Origin of the sequence: Mesorhizobium sp. M0778, from assembly GCF_040320105.1 — a bacterium.
GTDB lineage: Bacteria > Pseudomonadota > Alphaproteobacteria > Rhizobiales > Rhizobiaceae > Mesorhizobium.
The window spans coordinates 507288-522210 of the sequence record NZ_JAMYPA010000001.1 but is presented as its reverse complement, the minus strand read 5'-3'; the positions used below and the strand labels follow the sequence as shown (position 1 = coordinate 522210).

The window sequence follows — 14923 nt, the reverse complement described above, 5'->3', positions numbered from 1 at the left end:
TCGATGAGCGCTCATAACGAAGAGGTCAGACAATTAATAGGGGCCAGACAGATCGTGCTGGAGGCCGGCGCCGATGCGGCCGGCCAACGGCTCGACCAATGGCTGGCGGCCAGGCTCGGCCCCGACATGTCGCGCAGCCGGGTGCAGATGCTGATAAAGCAGGGCGCGGTCAGGATCGGCGGCAGGCCAGCCAGCGAGACGAAGCGCAAGATGGCACAAGGTGACAGCGTGTCGGTCGACATGCCGGAGCCGGAACCGGCGGAGCCGCAAGGCGAAGATATTGCGCTGGATGTCCTCTACGAGGACAGCGAGCTGATCGTCATCAACAAGCCGGCCGGGTTGGTCGTGCATCCCGGCGCCGGCAACTGGACCGGCACGCTGGTCAACGCGCTGATCCATCATTGCGGCAACAGCCTGTCGGGCATCGGCGGGGTGAGACGGCCGGGCATCGTCCATCGCCTCGACAAGGAGACCAGTGGCGTCATGGTCGTCGCCAAGACCGATCGCGCCCACAAGGCGTTGTCGGAGGCCTTTGCCGACCACGGCCTGACCGGCGATCTCGAGCGCGCCTATCTGGCGTTGGTCTGGGGCATACCGGCAAGGCCGACGGGGATGGTCGACGCGCCGCTTGGCCGCGCCGCCGACCGGGTACGCCGCGCCGTGGTGCCGCAAGGCCGCGACGATGCCCGCCACGCCATAACGCATTTCACCGTCATTGAGCGCTTTGGCGAGCAGCAGCAGGAATTCGCCACGGCGAGCCTGGTCGAATGCCGGCTGGAAACCGGTCGCACCCACCAGATACGCGTCCACATGGCCCATATCGGCCATCCGGTGATTGGCGACCCCGAATACGGCCAGGCTTTCCGCACCAAGGCCAACCGGTTGCCTGAGCCGCTAACCAGCAAAGTGAAAGCATTTCCGCGACAAGCTTTGCACGCCCGCCTCCTTGCATTTCGGCATCCGGATACCCATTTAACGATGAGGTTCGAAGCACCGATACCGTGGGACATGGAGGAACTCGTCGACGGCTTCCGCAAGCTTTGAACCAACCACCTGAAAACCTGACCGGCGTTGTTCACTTCAGCGTGACACACTGTTTCGTGTTGAACAAATGCCTGTCTTTCTGGTTTTGTTCCTATATATGTCGGTTGGCGCGAATGTGCCTTTGGCATTCGCGCCACATGCCTGCCGCGTTTCGGGGGCATCACTCCAATAGAGAGGGGGCGCTATCATGGCCCAGTCACTACCCAGTATCGTTTCCGGCGAAGGCGGCCTCAGCCGCTACCTGGAAGAAATCCGCCGTTTTCCGATGCTTCAGCCGCAGGAAGAGTACATGCTCGCCAAGCGCTACGCCGAGCATGAGGACACCACGGCTGCGCACAAGCTCGTCACCAGCCACCTTCGGCTCGTCGCCAAGATCGCCATGGGCTATCGCGGCTACGGCCTGCCGATCGGCGAGGTGATCTCGGAAGGCAATGTCGGCCTGATGCAGGCCGTCAAGAAATTCGAACCGGAGCGCGGCTTCCGTCTCGCCACCTATGCGATGTGGTGGATCAAGGCCTCGATCCAGGAATACATCCTGCGCTCGTGGAGCCTGGTCAAGATGGGCACCACCGCCAACCAGAAGCGCCTGTTCTTCAACCTGCGCAAGGTGAAGGGCAAGATCCAGGCGCTCGACGAAGGCGATTTGAAGCCCGACCAGATTACCGAGATCGCCACCCGGCTGAACGTCTCGGAAGCGGAAGTCGTGTCGATGAACCGCCGTCTGTCGGGCGATGCCTCGCTCAATGCGCCCATCCGGGCCAGCGAAGGCGAATCCGGCGAATGGCAGGACTGGCTGGTCGACGATCACGAAAGCCAGGAAGAGATGCTGATCGAGCAGGACGAGCTGGAAAACCGGCGCGGCATGCTGTCGGGCGCTCTTGCCGTGCTCAACGACCGCGAACGCCGCATCTTCGAGGCGCGCCGCCTCGCCGATGAGCCGTTGACGCTGGAAGAGCTGTCGGCCGAGTTCGATATCAGCCGCGAGCGCGTGCGCCAGATCGAGGTGCGCGCCTTCGAGAAGGTGCAGGACGCGGTCAAGGCCGCAGCCAAGCGCCAGATGCAGGCGCTGCGCACCATCGAGGCGCAGCCGGCGGCGTAAAGCCTTCCGATAGAAACAAATAACGGCCGGTAGAAACAAATAACGGCGGCGTCAGGTAACTGGCGCCGCCGTTATTTTAGAAGGTTGCCAGTTCCGCGGCGCCTTCGCGGATGTCCGATCCACTGCCATAAACTGCTCAGTAGCCTCGCCATCGTGTCCGCAGACGATCCCATCGATAGCGGCATTATCGCAATTTTCCCCAAGCTCTGGAAACCGCAACGCTGCAAGCTGTGGCGGCAATGTTCCGGCGCCGACACGGGCTTCCGTCGCAAAATTCCACAAGGCGGCGCTTGCGGCAGGCGGGCGACAACGGGCCGCCGGGCCGCGCCGGGCAGTTGAACTCGTCTGTTCGGAAACGAAAGGCGATATGACGATGACGATTTCTCCGTTTCTGACCGCTCTCGGATCCGAAGGTCCCCCAGCCGACCGAGCGAAAGACATGGACCTGTATGGATGGCTAATTGGAAGCTGGGAAATGGACACGGTCCACTGCCTCGATGACGGGACAATCCAGAAATGGGATGGCGAATGCCATTTTGGCTGGGTGCTCGAAGGCCGCGCGATTCAGGACGTTTGGATCAGGCCCAAGCGCCCTGCGCCGTCGACGATGTATGGCACAACCTTGCGCATCTTCGATCCTGGGATCGATGGCTGGCATATCATATGGAACGACCCGCTCAACCGGGATCACTCGCGCCAGATCGGCCGGGCCGAGGGTAAGGACATTGTCCAGCTCGGCAATGACTCGCGCGGTCTGAAAACTCGATGGCGTTTCACTGAGATCACTGCCAACAGCTTCCATTGGATTGGCGAGGAAAGATCTTCCGAGAGCGATCCTTGGCAAATCACGTATGAACATTTAGCCCGCCGAACAAAACCCTGACGCTGGACTAAACACTTAGCTGGCGTCTGCGCCGCTCCTCATCCGGCTGCCGCCACCTTCTCCCGTATGGCGACCTATCGGATTCACACATCGCAAAAATCGAATCAGGATCAATAACTTAATCAATAACTTAGATGACCATCTCGGAACGATGAGCGGGCGCCGAGTTTGAAATGGCATTTGTAGTGCCAGCGACCCATCTCCTCAGAGGCAATCGAGCGGAAATTTCAGATAGCGCCGCCCGTTGGATTCCGGTTCCGGCAGGCGTCCGCCATTCATATTGACCTGCAGCGCGTGCAGGATCAGCCGCGGCATCGGCAACGTCCTGTCGCGGGCTTGGCGGAGCGCGACGAAGTCGGCTTCCGTCTTGCAGCCGGCAACATGGATGTTGCCGCCTTTCTGTTCCGCGACCGTGCTTTCCCAGCGCGCTTCGCGGTCACCCGGCTGGTAGTCGTGACCGACGAACAGACGTGTCTCGTCCGGCAGTGCCAGGATGTCCTCGATCGAACGCCAGAGCCGCTCGGCGCTGCCGCCGGGAAAGTCTGCCCTTGCGGTGCCGCTGTCCGGCATGAACAGCGTGTCGTGGATGAAGGCGGCGTCGCCGATGACGTAAGTAATCGAGGCCAGGGTGTGGCCCGGCGAAAACAGCACTCTTGCCGGAAGGCCGCCGACCGAAAAAGTCGCGCCGTCGGCGAACAGCCTGTCCCATTGCGAACCGTCGGCGGGGAATTCCGGCCAGTTGTAGATCACCTTCCACAATTTCTGGACGTCGATGATCCTCTCGCCGATTGCCGTCGGCGCTCCGGTTCTCCCCCTCAGATAATGGACGGCGGACAAATGGTCGGCATGCGGATGCGTGTCGAGGATCCACTCGACCTCCAGCCCGCTTTCCCTGACGAAGTCGAGCAGGGCGTCGGCGTTTTTCGTTGCCGTTGCACCGGACCTTTCGTCGAAGTCGAGCACCGGATCGATGATGGCGCATTTGCGGGTCGCCATGTCGGCGACCACATACTGGACGGACCCGCTCGGCTTGTCATAGAAGCCGGTGACCTGCGACCTAGCCGATAATGCGTCCAATCCCAGCCCCCTTGATCTCTCACCGTGGCAGGAATGATTTTCTCAGCCACGGCAAATGAAAGGCATGGTTGTCCGTCAACCAGGCGTCGTCAAGCACCCCGTGCTCACACGGCTAGGAAAACCAAAAATTTCTCCGTGCCGCCTCTGCCTGCTCAGGCGGAAGGCTGCTTGGTTTTCCTGAGATATGGCAGGATTGTCTCGTAGGCGCCGAAGCGCTTGATGGCATCCTCATTCGAGACAGCAGCGGTGATGATGACGTCCTCGCCCTGCTTCCAGTTCGCCGGCGTCGCCACCTGGTGCTTGGCGGTCAGTTGCATGGAATCGATGGCGCGCAGGATTTCGTCGAAGTTGCGGCCCGTCGTCATCGGATAGGTGAGGACCAGCTTGATCTTCTTGTCGGGCCCGATGACGTAGACCGAACGCACCGTGGCATTGTCGGCGGGCGTGCGGCCCTCCGAGCTCTCGCCGGCACCCGCCGGCAGCATCTCGTAAAGCTTGGCGACCTTGAGATCCTTGTCGCCGATCAGCGGGTAGTTCACCGAATGGCCGGTCGCCGTCTTGATGTCGTTCTGCCACTTTCCATGGCTTTCGACGGGATCGACCGAGATGCCGATGATCTTAACGTTGCGCTTCCTGAACTCGCCTTCGAGCCCGGCCATCGTGCCGAGTTCGGTTGTGCAAACCGGCGTAAAGTTCTTCGGATGGCTGAACAATACCGCCCAGCCGTCGCCGATCCATTCATGGAAGCTGATCGGTCCTTGCGTGGTCTCAGCGGTGAAGTCCGGCGCGATATCGTTGATGCGGAGGCTCATGACATGTCCCTACCTTGTGAGTGCAGATCGCAGCCGGCGTTGACCGGCGCTGCTTTTGCCTTTCTACCACTCCGGCGTCATCCTTCAAACGGCTGTTGCGCCGGCATCGAGGCCGGCGGCGAAATATTTTCATTGCTTCTCGGCAAATGCAGCAGGAATTTTCGCTGCGCTGGCTCAGGCCTTGCTCACTGCTAACGTCGTCGTCAGGTCTTCCATGCGCTGGGCCAACGCGCCGAGCGCCCCGGTCAGCACGGAATCGTTCTTGTCGGCCTTGGTCAGTGCGTCGTCGCGCGTCTTGCGCAGCGTCAGCACTTCGCTTTCCATGCCCTTGACCCGCTTTTGCAGTTCTGAAAGCTCGTCCATGACCATGATGCCGGCCATCACGGTCAGCCTCTGGTCGCCGATCTCGCCAAAAGAATCCTTCAGATGCGAGACATAGCGGTCGAAGCGCTCGGCAAGATCGATCAGATGCTCTTCCTGGCCCTCGTCGCAGGCCATCCGATACTGCTTGCCGTCGATGGAAACCGTGACTTGTGCCATTGGCCTACCTGTCCAGTACCGCGCGGATGGTCTCCATGGCTGTCACCAGCCTTCGCGACACTTCCTTGTTGGCATCTTCCAGCCGTTCGGCGCGGGCCTCGGAATTGTCGAGTTCCTGCGCCAGCCGCGAGCGGTCGGCGTTCATCCGCTGCACTTCGGCCTCGGCTTCCGAATAGTCCCGCTCGTGCTCGAGCTTGGCCGCGACGGCGTTTTCCAGCCCTTCGATGGCCTTACCCAGCCTGGCAATGACTTCCTTGAGGGTCGTTTCCCCGGTCATGGCTTTCGTCCTGCGCCCTGCCCATCACCGAATCATCCACGTTCAGAACGCGTTATCCCTGAAACATTACGCGCCGTGTGAACCGCACGTCAATAAAGCGATCGCGACTGTCCCCTGCTAACGCTAATGTAAGCGGTGCATGGCCATCACAAGACCGGCAAAAGCACACCGATTTGTTGACTAAAAGGCCGCGCCTGCTATGTGTCGCGCACCCTTTTCAAGGGCTTTCCCAAAGCCCAAACCCCCATTTTGGAGGAAGCATGACCTCGCGCGAACAACATGACCGGATGGCCAATGCGATCCGTTTTCTCGCCATGGACGCCGTCGAGAAGGCAAACTCCGGCCACCCCGGGCTGCCCATGGGCTGTGCCGACATCGCCACCGTGCTGTTCACCCGCTTTCTCAAATACGATCCGAAGAACCCGCATTGGCCGGATCGCGACCGCTTTATCCTGTCGGCCGGCCACGGCTCGATGCTGCTTTACTCGCTGCTCTATCTGACCGGCTACGAAGACATCACCATCGACCAGATCAAGCAGTTCCGCCAATTGGGGTCGAGGACCGCGGGGCACCCGGAATACGGCCATGCCGCCGGCATCGAGACGACGACGGGCCCACTCGGCCAGGGCCTTGCCAATTCGGTCGGTTTCGCGCTCGGCGAGCGCATCATGAATGCCGCTTTCGGCAACGATCTCGTCGACCACTACACCTATGTGCTGGCCGGTGACGGCTGCCTGATGGAAGGCGTGTCCCAGGAAGCCATCGCGCTTGCCGGACATCTGAAGCTGAACAAGCTGATCGTCTTCTGGGACAACAACAACATCTCCATCGACGGCCCGGTGTCGCTGGCCGACAACACCGATCAGGTCGCCCGCTTCCAGGCGTCCGGCTGGAACGCCAGCCATATCGACGGCCAGGACCCGGAAGCGATCACCTATGCCATTGAAGCGGCCCGCCACTCCGACAAGCCGACGATGATTGCCTGCAAGACGACGATCGGCTTCGGCGCGCCGACCAAGGCCGGCACCAACAAGGCGCATGGCTCGCCGCTCGGCGCCGAGGAAATCGCCGGCGCCAGAAAATTCTTCGGCTGGGATTATCCGCCGTTCGAGGTTCCGGCCGATATCCTCGACGCATGGCGTACCGCCGGCCGGGCCGGCGTCAAGGCGCGCACCGACTGGGAAAGCCGCCTTGCCAAGGCCGACGCCAAATTGCGCGGCGAATTCGAACGCCGCATCGGTGGCACGCTGCCGGCCAACTTCGATGCTGTCATTGGCGATTACAAGAAGAAGCTCGCCGCCGACAAGCCGAAGGTCGCCACCCGCAAATCGTCGGAAATGGCGCTGGAGGTCATCAACGGCGCCGTGCCCGAAACCATCGGTGGCTCGGCCGATTTGACCGGCTCCAACAACACCAAGACCAGCCAGACCAAGAACATCACTGCCGACGATTACGGCCAGCGCTATGTCCACTACGGCATTCGCGAGCACGGCATGGCGGCCGCGCTCAACGGGCTGACGCTGCATGGCGGCATTGTCGCCTATGGCGGCACCTTCATGTGCTTTTCCGATTATGCCCGTCCGGCGATGCGGCTTGCCTCGTTGATGGGCATCCGCTCGATCTTCGTCATGACCCATGATTCCATCGGCCTTGGCGAAGACGGCCCGACCCATCAGCCGGTCGAGCATCTGGCAGCACTTCGCGCCATCCCGAACCACAATGTCTTCCGCCCGGCCGACGCGGTGGAAACCGCGGAATGCTGGCAGCTGGCCATTGAATCGGAAAAGACGCCTTCGACTTTGGCGCTGACCCGGCAGAACCTGCCGACGGTACGCAACGACTTCGTTGCGGAAAACCTCTCCAGCCGCGGCGCCTATGAACTTGCCGCCGCAAGTGGCGAGGCGGCGGTGACAATCTTCGCTTCGGGCTCCGAGGTCGAGATCGCCCTGGCCGCGCGCGAGGCGCTGGAAAAGCACGGCCATGCTACCCGCGTCGTCTCGGTGCCGTGCTTCGAATTGTTCGACAAGCAGAGCGCCGACTATCGCAGCAGGATGATCGGCAATGCGCCGCTCAAGATTGCCATCGAAGCCGGCATCCGTCAGGGCTGGGATTATTTCATCGGCACCGAAGGCATCTTTATCGGTATGACCGGCTTCGGCGCCTCCGGCACGATCGAACAGCTCTATCCGCATTTCGGCATCACCGCCGAAGCAACGGTGAAGGCGGCGGAAGCCCGTCTGCACGGCAAATGAAATTAAGCCCCGATCCGCAAAGGCTGGCATAGCGGTTTTGCCGGCCGGCGGAGCACTAATCGATTTAAATCCGAGCCTCGGCGGCTGGATTCTTTGCCCGTCCGCCGTTATGAAGCTGCGGACTTGATCTTCGGCCCCCAACTCCCAGGGAGAGAACAATGACCGTCAGAGTTGCCATCAATGGATTCGGCCGCATCGGCCGCAACATCCTGCGCGCCATCCACGAATCCGGCCGCAAGGATATCGACGTCGTCGCCGTCAACGATCTCGGCCCGGTCGAGACCAACGCGCATCTGCTGCGCTTCGACAGCGTGCATGGCCGCTTTCCGCATGAGGTGACGGTTGACGGCGATCAGATCATCGTCGGCAAGGAAAAATTCAAGGTCACCGCGATCAAGGATCCGACGCAACTACCGTGGAAGGAACTCGGCATCGACATCGCGCTCGAATGCACCGGCATCTTCACCGCCCGCGACAAGGCCGCCGCCCATCTGACCGCCGGTGCCAAGCGCGTTCTCGTCTCCGCTCCGGCGGAGGGGGCCGACCTCACCGTCGTCTATGGCATCAATCACGACAAGCTGACCAAGGACCACATCGTCATCTCGAACGCCTCCTGCACCACCAACTGCTTGGCGCCGCTGGCGGCCGTGCTGAATGAGGCCGTCGGCATCGAGAAGGGCATGATGACGACGATCCACTCCTATACTGGCGACCAGCCGACGCTGGACACCATGCACAAGGACCTCTACCGCGCCCGCGCCGCCGCGCTTTCGCAGATTCCGACCTCGACCGGTGCCGCCAAGGCCATCGGCCTGGTACTGCCCGAGCTCAAGGGCAAGCTCGACGGCATCTCCATCCGCGTGCCGACCCCGAACGTCTCGCTGGTCGATTTCAAGTTCATCGCCAAGCGGTCGACCACCGTCCAGGAAATCAACGACGCGGTAATCGCCGCTTCGAACGGCAAGCTGAAGGACATCCTTGCCGTCACTCGTCATCCCAATGTTTCTATCGACTTCAACCACGATCCGCACTCCTCGATCGTGGCGCTCGACCAGACGAAGGTCATGGACGGCAATTTCGTTTCGGTGCTGGCCTGGTACGACAATGAGTGGGGCTTCTCCAACCGCATGGGCGACACCGCTGTCGCCTTCGGCAAGACCATCGCCTGATCGCAGAACCATCTTCTCGACTTGGACAACGCCCGGCTCAGTCCGGGCGTTTTTCGTTGCAGCACGCCCCCCCGAGGCAGCCTCCGCTGCTCGGAGGTGCCAAAACATTCGACTATCGGCAGCGTAGGGCGAAAAGCCGCGCTGCTGCCTTGCAGCGGCCATGTCTTCGCCCCACTCTCCCGTGATGCCGGAGCATATCGACTAGGGGCGACCAACGAATGGAGCATGGTATCTATCTGGTGACGCTCGTTGGCGCAGCACTTGTCGTTGCCGCCGCGTTTTCGAGCCTGATCGCCTTCCGTTTCGGCGCCCCTCTCCTGCTGCTGTTTCTCTGCATCGGCCTTGCCACCGGAACCGACGGTCTCGGAATCCATTTCGACAATGCCCGATTTGCCTATTTTGCCGGCTCATTGGCGCTGGCGGTGATCCTTTTCGATTCCGGCTTCGGCACGCCGCTCAATGCCTTGCGGCAGGCGGCCGGGCCGGCGCTGTCGCTGGCGACCTTCGGCGTCCTTTTGACCACTGGCCTGTTCGGCGCCGCCGCCTATTATTTGCTCGACCTGACATGGCTGGAATCCTTCCTGCTCGGTGCCGCCGTGGCCTCGACCGACGCCGCGGCGGTGTTCTTCCTGCTGCGCGCCGGCGAGATCAATTTGCGCGAGCGCGTGCGTTCGACGCTCGAGGTGGAATCCGGCACCAATGACCCGATCGCCATCTTCCTGACCATCACGCTGGTCGAGGTCATCGCCGCCAACACCCACCCCGAGGCCAAGGTGCTGGTTACCGATCTTGCCGTCGGTTTCCTTGTCAACATGGGGCTCGGTGCGGTCATCGGTATTCTCGGCGGCATGGCCATCGTGCGCCTTGTCGATCGCCTCAATCTAGATCACGGCCTGCTGCCGATCTTCGTGCTGACGCTGTCGCTGATGGTGTTTGCCGCCGCCGGCGCCGTCGGCGGCTCCGGCTTCCTGGCGGTCTATCTCGCGGGCCTGATCGCCGGCAATTCCGATATCCGGGCTGTCACCATCCTCAAGCGCTTTCAGGACGGGATGTCGTGGTTGGCGCAGATCATCATGTTCCTGATCCTCGGCCTGTTCGCGACGCCTTCGCAATTTCCGGCGATCCTGGTGCCGGCGGTGCTGCTCGGACTGTTCCTGATATTTGTCGCACGGCCAGTCGCCGTCTGGCTATGCCTGGTGCCGTTCCGTCTGCCACGCCCGGAAGTCGCCTTTGTCTCATGGGTTGGCCTGCGTGGCGCCGTGTCGATCCTGCTTGCTATCACGCCGCTGCTCGGCGGTCTTGAGAACGGCCGCCTCATCTTCAACACCGCCTTCATCATCGTGCTGGTCTCTCTGGTCATCCAGGGATGGACCGTCGGGCCGCTGGCGCGCCGCCTCGGCCTTATCGTGCCGGCCCGCCTGGGACCGCTCGACAAGGTCGAATTGGAACTGCCGGGCTCCGCCCATCATGAGCTTCTTGCCTACCGCGTGGCACCCGGCAGCCCGGTGGCGCGCGGCGAACGCATTCCGCGCTGGGCGCGGCCGTCGCTTGTGCTGCGAGACGGACGCTCGATGCGCTTCCAGGATATGGGCCGGCTGGCGGCCGGCGATCATGTCTACATCTTCGTGCCGGACCGCTATCCGCGCCTGCTCGACAAGCTGTTCGCCAGCCGTGCCGTGGTCGATCCCGAGGATGCGGATTTCTTCGGCGCCTTTGCCGTCGATCCGTCACGCTCCGCCGAGGAACTGGAGACCGCCTACGCGCCGGGCCTGACCGAAGCGGAACGCAAGCTCACCATTGGCGATCTGGTCACGGCGCGGCTCGGCGGCCACGCCGAATATGCCGACCGCGTGCTGCTCGGTCCGATCGAGCTGATCGTCCGCGATGTCGACGACAAGGGCAGGATCACCGGCCTTGGCCTATCCTTCGAGCCGACCGCGCCGGTGGCACGCGTTCCGGTGTTCCTCAGCGCCGGCGAAATCCGCGACCGTATCGCCGCCTTCATCCGCAACCGGCGCAAGCCGGCCGAAGCGCGAGCGGTCGAGGCGGTGGCCGAAATGGAACCGGTTCCGCAGCCCGTGGTGGAAAAGACAACTGGCGAAGGCTGACCGCGTCGACCCGAGCCGCGGAGCCCTGCCGCGAGGCTGAAGAATGGTTCGGCAACTGGCGTGGCGAGTCCATGTGGTCCGACATCGCCGGAAATCATCCCGATCGGCCGGCTGCGAGGGCATCTGGCCGAACAGTCGCCAATTCTCCGTGGCTGTACGGCGCGCCATAGGGGGCAGCTTAATTGTTGCGGGCCGCAACGAACTGCGCCGCTTGTTTCAGAAGCGCGGCTTGTTCGCCATAGGGCTCGAGCAGCGCATGAGCTTGGTCGACGAGGCCATGGAGCTGGTCCCGCGCCCAGTCCGGTCCGTGCAGCGCGACCAGCGTCGCCTTGCCGGCCGCGGCATCCTTGCCGGTTGCCTTGCCCATCTGATGCGCGTCGGCGGTCAGGTCGAGCAGATCGTCGGCAAGCTGAAAGGCAAGCCCGATCGCCGAGCCGAACTCGGCCAGCCTTTCGCGGTCGCCCGACGGCGCGCCGGCAACGATGGCGCCCGCTTCGCAGGCAAAGCGGATCAGCGCACCGGTTTTCATCGCCTGAAGCCGAATGATGCCAGCCTCGTCCGGCCGGCTTTGTTCGGCCTCGAGATCGAGCATCTGGCCGCCGACCATGCTGCCGGCCCCTGCGGCGCGGGCCAATGCCAGCACCAGCGCTGCCCTGCGCTCGGCCGGCAGCATTGTCGCCTCGTCGGCAAGGATGTCGAAGGCAAGCGTCAACAAGGCGTCGCCGGCAAGAATGGCGGTCGCTTCATCGAAAGCCCTGTGCACGGTCGGCTGGCCACGGCGCATATCGTCATCGTCCATGGCCGGCAGATCGTCATGGATGAGCGAATAGCAGTGCACGCATTCGAGCGCTGCCGCGACGCGCAGCGCCGGCTCGACGTCGGCTGAAAACAGTGCAGAACTTTCCATGACCAGGAAGGGGCGCAGTCGTTTGCCGCCGTTCAGAACGCCATGTCGCATCGCGGCCATCAGGCGTTCCGGCCGCGCGATCTCGCCTGAAAGCGTGCGTCCGTCGAGCAACCGCCTCAGCAGCGCCTCGAGCGGAACTGCCCGGGCAATAAGTGCAGCCTCGAACGCCATTTGGTCGTCTTTCGTCATGGTCGGGAGCGGTAGCCGACACTCAGACGTTGCGCAAGAAGCCAAGCGCCATTATGCCGGGGGCAGGGAGTAGCGCGGATTGGGTGGCTTGGCGGAACCGATCGTCGATCACGAAACCGAAGGGTTGGACATGGCGAGACCGAGACGCGGCAGCCGCATCGGTCTTCAACGCTGGGTCCGGCGCGGCATCGCTGTCGCCATCGTGCTGGCGCTGATGCCGGTGGTTCTGACCTTTCTGTACCTGCCGTCATTCGTGCACCCGGTGTCGACATTGATGCTGAAGGACCTCGCGACGTTTTCCGGCTACGATCGGCGCTGGGTTTCTATCGATGATGTGGCGCCGGTGCTGGCATATTCGGTCATCATGTCGGAGGACGGGCAGTTCTGTTTCCATCGCGGCGTCGATCTAGGCGAGTTGCGCGGCGTCGTCGACGATGCGCTCGCCGGCGAGATGACGCGTGGCGCCTCGACCATCACCATGCAGACGGTAAAGAACCTTTATCTATGGTCGCGGCCGTTGGGCTCGGTCCGTAAGGTCGTCGAACTGCCGCTGGCCGTCTATTTCGATGCGGTGCTGTCGAAACGGCGGATCATGGAGATCTACCTCAACATCGCCGAATGGGGACCGGGCATCTACGGCATCGAGGCCGCCGCCCAACATCATTTCGGCGTCTCGGCAAAACAGCTGTCGCGCCGACAGGCAGCGCTGCTTGCCGTCACCTTGCCGAACCCGATCGTGCGCAATCCGGCGAAGCCCGGGCCGGGACTGAGGCGGCTTGCCGCGTTGATCGAAGGGCGCGCGGGCCGCGCCGGCGCCTATGTCGGCTGCCTGCGATAGTGTCAAAAAAAAACACCGCGACGCTGGCCAAAACGCCATCGGGCGTGTATAGGCAGCCGACTTTCTCAGATTCCGGCCCCTGACGTGGCCCTTTCACGAGGGCCGCCGGGGCGTTTTGACCATGTAGTGGAGCATATCCATGGCCGTTCCGAAACGAAAAACCTCTCCGTCGAAGCGCGGCATGCGCCGTTCCGCCGACGCACTGAAGGCCCCGACCTATGTCGAGGACAAGAACTCCGGCGAGATGCGCCGTCCGCACCATATCGACCTGAAGACCGGCATGTATCGCGGTCGCCAGGTGCTGGAGCCGAAGGAAAGCTGAGACAGCTTTCGACGGTTTATTATTGCAAAAGACCGGCCACTGGCCGGTCTTTTTGCGTTCGTCGACAACTGATCGTGTCGACCGGGGCTGACATTGTTGTTTCACGCCGTCTTTGTCCGTGTTTATGGGCCGCACGAAAATTCTTGACGGCGAACGCCGGGCGCACTCTACAAAGATCAGTCCAACCGGAGCCGCCACATGTTCGGTGCCATTCCGCTGCTGATCGTGCCTTTCATTCTCTACAATCTCGGGCTTCTGGGAATATTCGGCAGCGGCGACGACCCGTGGGCGACCGAAATGTTTTCGGTCCGGATGATGTCGGGCGGGGTGTTCTCGATGACCCTCGGCGATCTCATCGTGCTGATCGCATTGATCTTCTTGTTCGTCGAAGTGGTGAAGTCGACGCGAACGACAAATGCCTCGATCATGGACCACCTTTTGTCGACCTTCGTCTTTGTGGCCTATCTGGTCGAATTCCTGCTGGTGAAGGGCGCCGCCCATTCCGTTTTCTTCACACTGATGGTCATAGCACTGATCGACGTGCTGGCCGGCTTTTCGGTGTCGATGCGGTCGGCCAGCCGCGACATCAACATGAATTAAGGATTCCGGCTCAGCCCGGGTCGGCGGTGAAGCCAGCCGCCTCGATGCCAGCGATGGCTGCCGTTTCATCATTGTCCGACGTATCGCCGGAAATGCCGACGGCGCCGATGATCGTGCCAGCCTTATCGCGGATCAGCACGCCGCCGACGACCGGCAGGACGCGTCCGCCCGACACGTCGGAGACGCCGGCTATCAGATGCGGGCGCTCCTTGGCGAAAGCCTCCACCCGGCGCGAGCCCATGCCGATAGCGAGCGCGCCATAGGCCTTGCCGGCCGACATTTGCGGACGCAGGAACGAGGCGCCGTCCTGACGCTGGAACGAGACCAGATGGGCGCCGGCATCGAGCACCGAGACGCCAAGCGGCCTGAGCTTGAGCTCGGCACCCTTGGCAAAGGCGGCGGCGATGATCTCAAGGGCTTTGTCGAGCGTCAGTGCGGTCATGGCCGCCTCCTAAACGCGCCAGTTATCAACCGGCAGAACAGATCGCGGTGAAAACTGTTCCGCGTACGAAACGAAGCAATGCGATCCAAGGAGCGCCGGCTTATTTCTTCTTGGCGCGGGACTTCTTCACCGGCGCCGGAGGCGCATTGGCCAGGTCTTCCGCTTCCTTGGCGAGGCGCAGCGCCCGCAGCTTGTTGGTTTTGGCCTGGCGAGCGTCGCTCTCGGCGACATATTCCGCCATGGCCTTCTGGCGCACCGTGGCTGCCTCTTCCTGTTTCTTGAAACGCAAATCGGCCCGCGCACGGGCAGTGTCCTTAGAGTTCTCGACCAAGAGCGTTATCCAATCCGGTAAATTATCTTCAGT

At 62.2% G+C, this 14923-nt stretch carries 16 protein-coding genes; 9 read left to right on the top strand and 7 right to left on the bottom strand.

All coding sequences use genetic code 11. The features are described 5' to 3' along the window. The first annotated feature begins 3 nt into the window (after window positions 1–3). From NKI22_RS02665 to NKI22_RS02655, 3 genes are all read left to right on the top strand, one after another. Complete coding sequence (locus NKI22_RS02665; protein ID WP_352817767.1) at window positions 4–1044, top strand: RluA family pseudouridine synthase; 1041 nt, start codon at window positions 4–6, stop codon at window positions 1042–1044. 187 nt (window positions 1045–1231) lie between these two features. Beyond that, complete coding sequence (gene rpoH / locus NKI22_RS02660) at window positions 1232–2143, top strand: RNA polymerase sigma factor RpoH (protein WP_023720954.1); 912 nt, start codon at window positions 1232–1234, stop codon at window positions 2141–2143. Between the two features lie 367 nt (window positions 2144–2510). Next, window positions 2511–3026 carry a hypothetical protein gene (locus tag NKI22_RS02655; protein WP_352817770.1) on the top strand — a complete coding sequence of 172 codons (516 nt, stop codon included), beginning with the start codon at window positions 2511–2513 and terminating at the stop codon, window positions 3024–3026. A gap of 204 nt (window positions 3027–3230) precedes the next feature. On the opposite strand, the gene NKI22_RS02650 is transcribed toward NKI22_RS02655, so the two are convergent. The 4 genes from NKI22_RS02650 to NKI22_RS02635 all read right to left on the bottom strand — a co-directional run bounded on the left by NKI22_RS02650 (window position 3231) and on the right by NKI22_RS02635 (window position 5732). After that, the gene (locus tag NKI22_RS02650; RefSeq protein ID WP_023720957.1) at window positions 3231–4103 is read right to left on the bottom strand and encodes an MBL fold metallo-hydrolase; all 873 of its coding nucleotides are present in this window, start codon (window positions 4101–4103) and stop codon (window positions 3231–3233) included. Between the two features lie 152 nt (window positions 4104–4255). Next, entirely contained in the window at window positions 4256–4915 is a 660-nt protein-coding gene (locus NKI22_RS02645) for a peroxiredoxin (RefSeq protein WP_023720958.1), read from the bottom strand. Window positions 4916–5089: 174 nt separating this feature from the next. Continuing rightward, a complete protein-coding gene (locus NKI22_RS02640; protein WP_023720959.1) occupies window positions 5090–5455 on the bottom strand; it encodes a cell division protein ZapA in 366 nt (121 codons plus the stop codon). Between the two features lie 4 nt (window positions 5456–5459). Next, window positions 5460–5732: a DUF4164 domain-containing protein gene (locus NKI22_RS02635; protein WP_006200774.1), complete on the bottom strand. Its 273-nt coding sequence runs from the start codon at window positions 5730–5732 to the stop codon at window positions 5460–5462. Window positions 5733–5992: 260 nt separating this feature from the next. Between NKI22_RS02635 and tkt the strand changes: the two genes are divergently transcribed. The 3 genes from tkt (at window position 5993) to NKI22_RS02620 (ending at window position 11261) form a co-directional block, all read left to right on the top strand. Beyond that, window positions 5993–7984, top strand: coding sequence for a transketolase (tkt, locus tag NKI22_RS02630; protein WP_352817773.1), 1992 nt, complete (start codon window positions 5993–5995; stop codon window positions 7982–7984). Window positions 7985–8142: 158 nt separating this feature from the next. Beyond that, a complete protein-coding gene (gene gap, locus NKI22_RS02625; RefSeq protein ID WP_023720961.1) occupies window positions 8143–9153 on the top strand; it encodes a type I glyceraldehyde-3-phosphate dehydrogenase in 1011 nt (336 codons plus the stop codon). Window positions 9154–9371: 218 nt separating this feature from the next. Then, window positions 9372–11261, top strand: coding sequence for a potassium/proton antiporter (locus NKI22_RS02620; RefSeq protein WP_023720962.1), 1890 nt, complete (start codon window positions 9372–9374; stop codon window positions 11259–11261). A gap of 178 nt (window positions 11262–11439) precedes the next feature. Here the strand turns inward: NKI22_RS02620 and NKI22_RS02615 are convergent, their stop codons facing one another. Beyond that, window positions 11440–12357: a polyprenyl synthetase family protein gene (locus NKI22_RS02615; protein WP_352494184.1), complete on the bottom strand. Its 918-nt coding sequence runs from the start codon at window positions 12355–12357 to the stop codon at window positions 11440–11442. 79 nt (window positions 12358–12436) lie between these two features. Here NKI22_RS02615 and NKI22_RS02610 point away from each other — a divergent pair, with 79 nt between their 5' ends. From NKI22_RS02610 to NKI22_RS02600, 3 genes are all read left to right on the top strand, one after another. Next, on the top strand, window positions 12437–13195 hold the full coding sequence (locus NKI22_RS02610) for a transglycosylase domain-containing protein (RefSeq protein WP_352817776.1): 759 nt from the start codon (window positions 12437–12439) through the stop codon (window positions 13193–13195). Between the two features lie 139 nt (window positions 13196–13334). Further along, entirely contained in the window at window positions 13335–13517 is a 183-nt protein-coding gene (gene rpmF, locus NKI22_RS02605; RefSeq protein WP_006203806.1) for a 50S ribosomal protein L32, read from the top strand. Window positions 13518–13715: 198 nt separating this feature from the next. Then, complete coding sequence (locus NKI22_RS02600) at window positions 13716–14117, top strand: hypothetical protein (protein WP_023720966.1); 402 nt, start codon at window positions 13716–13718, stop codon at window positions 14115–14117. Between the two features lie 10 nt (window positions 14118–14127). Here the strand turns inward: NKI22_RS02600 and NKI22_RS02595 are convergent, their stop codons facing one another. Together NKI22_RS02595 and NKI22_RS02590 are read right to left on the bottom strand one after the other, a co-directional pair. Then, window positions 14128–14559 (bottom strand): GlcG/HbpS family heme-binding protein, encoded by a 432-nt coding sequence (locus NKI22_RS02595; RefSeq protein WP_023720967.1) that lies wholly within the window; start codon window positions 14557–14559, stop codon window positions 14128–14130. A gap of 100 nt (window positions 14560–14659) precedes the next feature. Then, on the bottom strand, window positions 14660–14890 hold the full coding sequence (locus NKI22_RS02590; RefSeq protein ID WP_023720968.1) for a hypothetical protein: 231 nt from the start codon (window positions 14888–14890) through the stop codon (window positions 14660–14662). Window positions 14891–14923 lie beyond the last annotated feature (33 nt).

Bases quoted from the DNA above. Each gene is read 5' to 3' on its own strand.
- NKI22_RS02665 (WP_352817767.1), top strand. From the start codon at position 4: ATGAGCGCTCATAACGAAGAGGTCAGACAATTAATAGGGGCCAGACAG.
- rpoH (WP_023720954.1), top strand. From the start codon at position 1,232: ATGGCCCAGTCACTACCCAGTATCGTTTCCGGCGAAGGCGGCCTCAGC.
- NKI22_RS02655 (WP_352817770.1), top strand. From the start codon at position 2,511: ATGACGATGACGATTTCTCCGTTTCTGACCGCTCTCGGATCCGAAGGT.
- NKI22_RS02645 (WP_023720958.1), bottom strand. From the start codon at position 4,915: ATGAGCCTCCGCATCAACGATATCGCGCCGGACTTCACCGCTGAGACC.
- NKI22_RS02640 (WP_023720959.1), bottom strand. From the start codon at position 5,455: ATGGCACAAGTCACGGTTTCCATCGACGGCAAGCAGTATCGGATGGCC.
- NKI22_RS02635 (WP_006200774.1), bottom strand. From the start codon at position 5,732: ATGACCGGGGAAACGACCCTCAAGGAAGTCATTGCCAGGCTGGGTAAG.
- tkt (WP_352817773.1), top strand. From the start codon at position 5,993: ATGACCTCGCGCGAACAACATGACCGGATGGCCAATGCGATCCGTTTT.
- gap (WP_023720961.1), top strand. From the start codon at position 8,143: ATGACCGTCAGAGTTGCCATCAATGGATTCGGCCGCATCGGCCGCAAC.
- NKI22_RS02620 (WP_023720962.1), top strand. From the start codon at position 9,372: ATGGAGCATGGTATCTATCTGGTGACGCTCGTTGGCGCAGCACTTGTC.
- NKI22_RS02615 (WP_352494184.1), bottom strand. From the start codon at position 12,357: ATGACGAAAGACGACCAAATGGCGTTCGAGGCTGCACTTATTGCCCGG.
- rpmF (WP_006203806.1), top strand. From the start codon at position 13,335: ATGGCCGTTCCGAAACGAAAAACCTCTCCGTCGAAGCGCGGCATGCGC.
- NKI22_RS02600 (WP_023720966.1), top strand. From the start codon at position 13,716: ATGTTCGGTGCCATTCCGCTGCTGATCGTGCCTTTCATTCTCTACAAT.
- NKI22_RS02595 (WP_023720967.1), bottom strand. From the start codon at position 14,559: ATGACCGCACTGACGCTCGACAAAGCCCTTGAGATCATCGCCGCCGCC.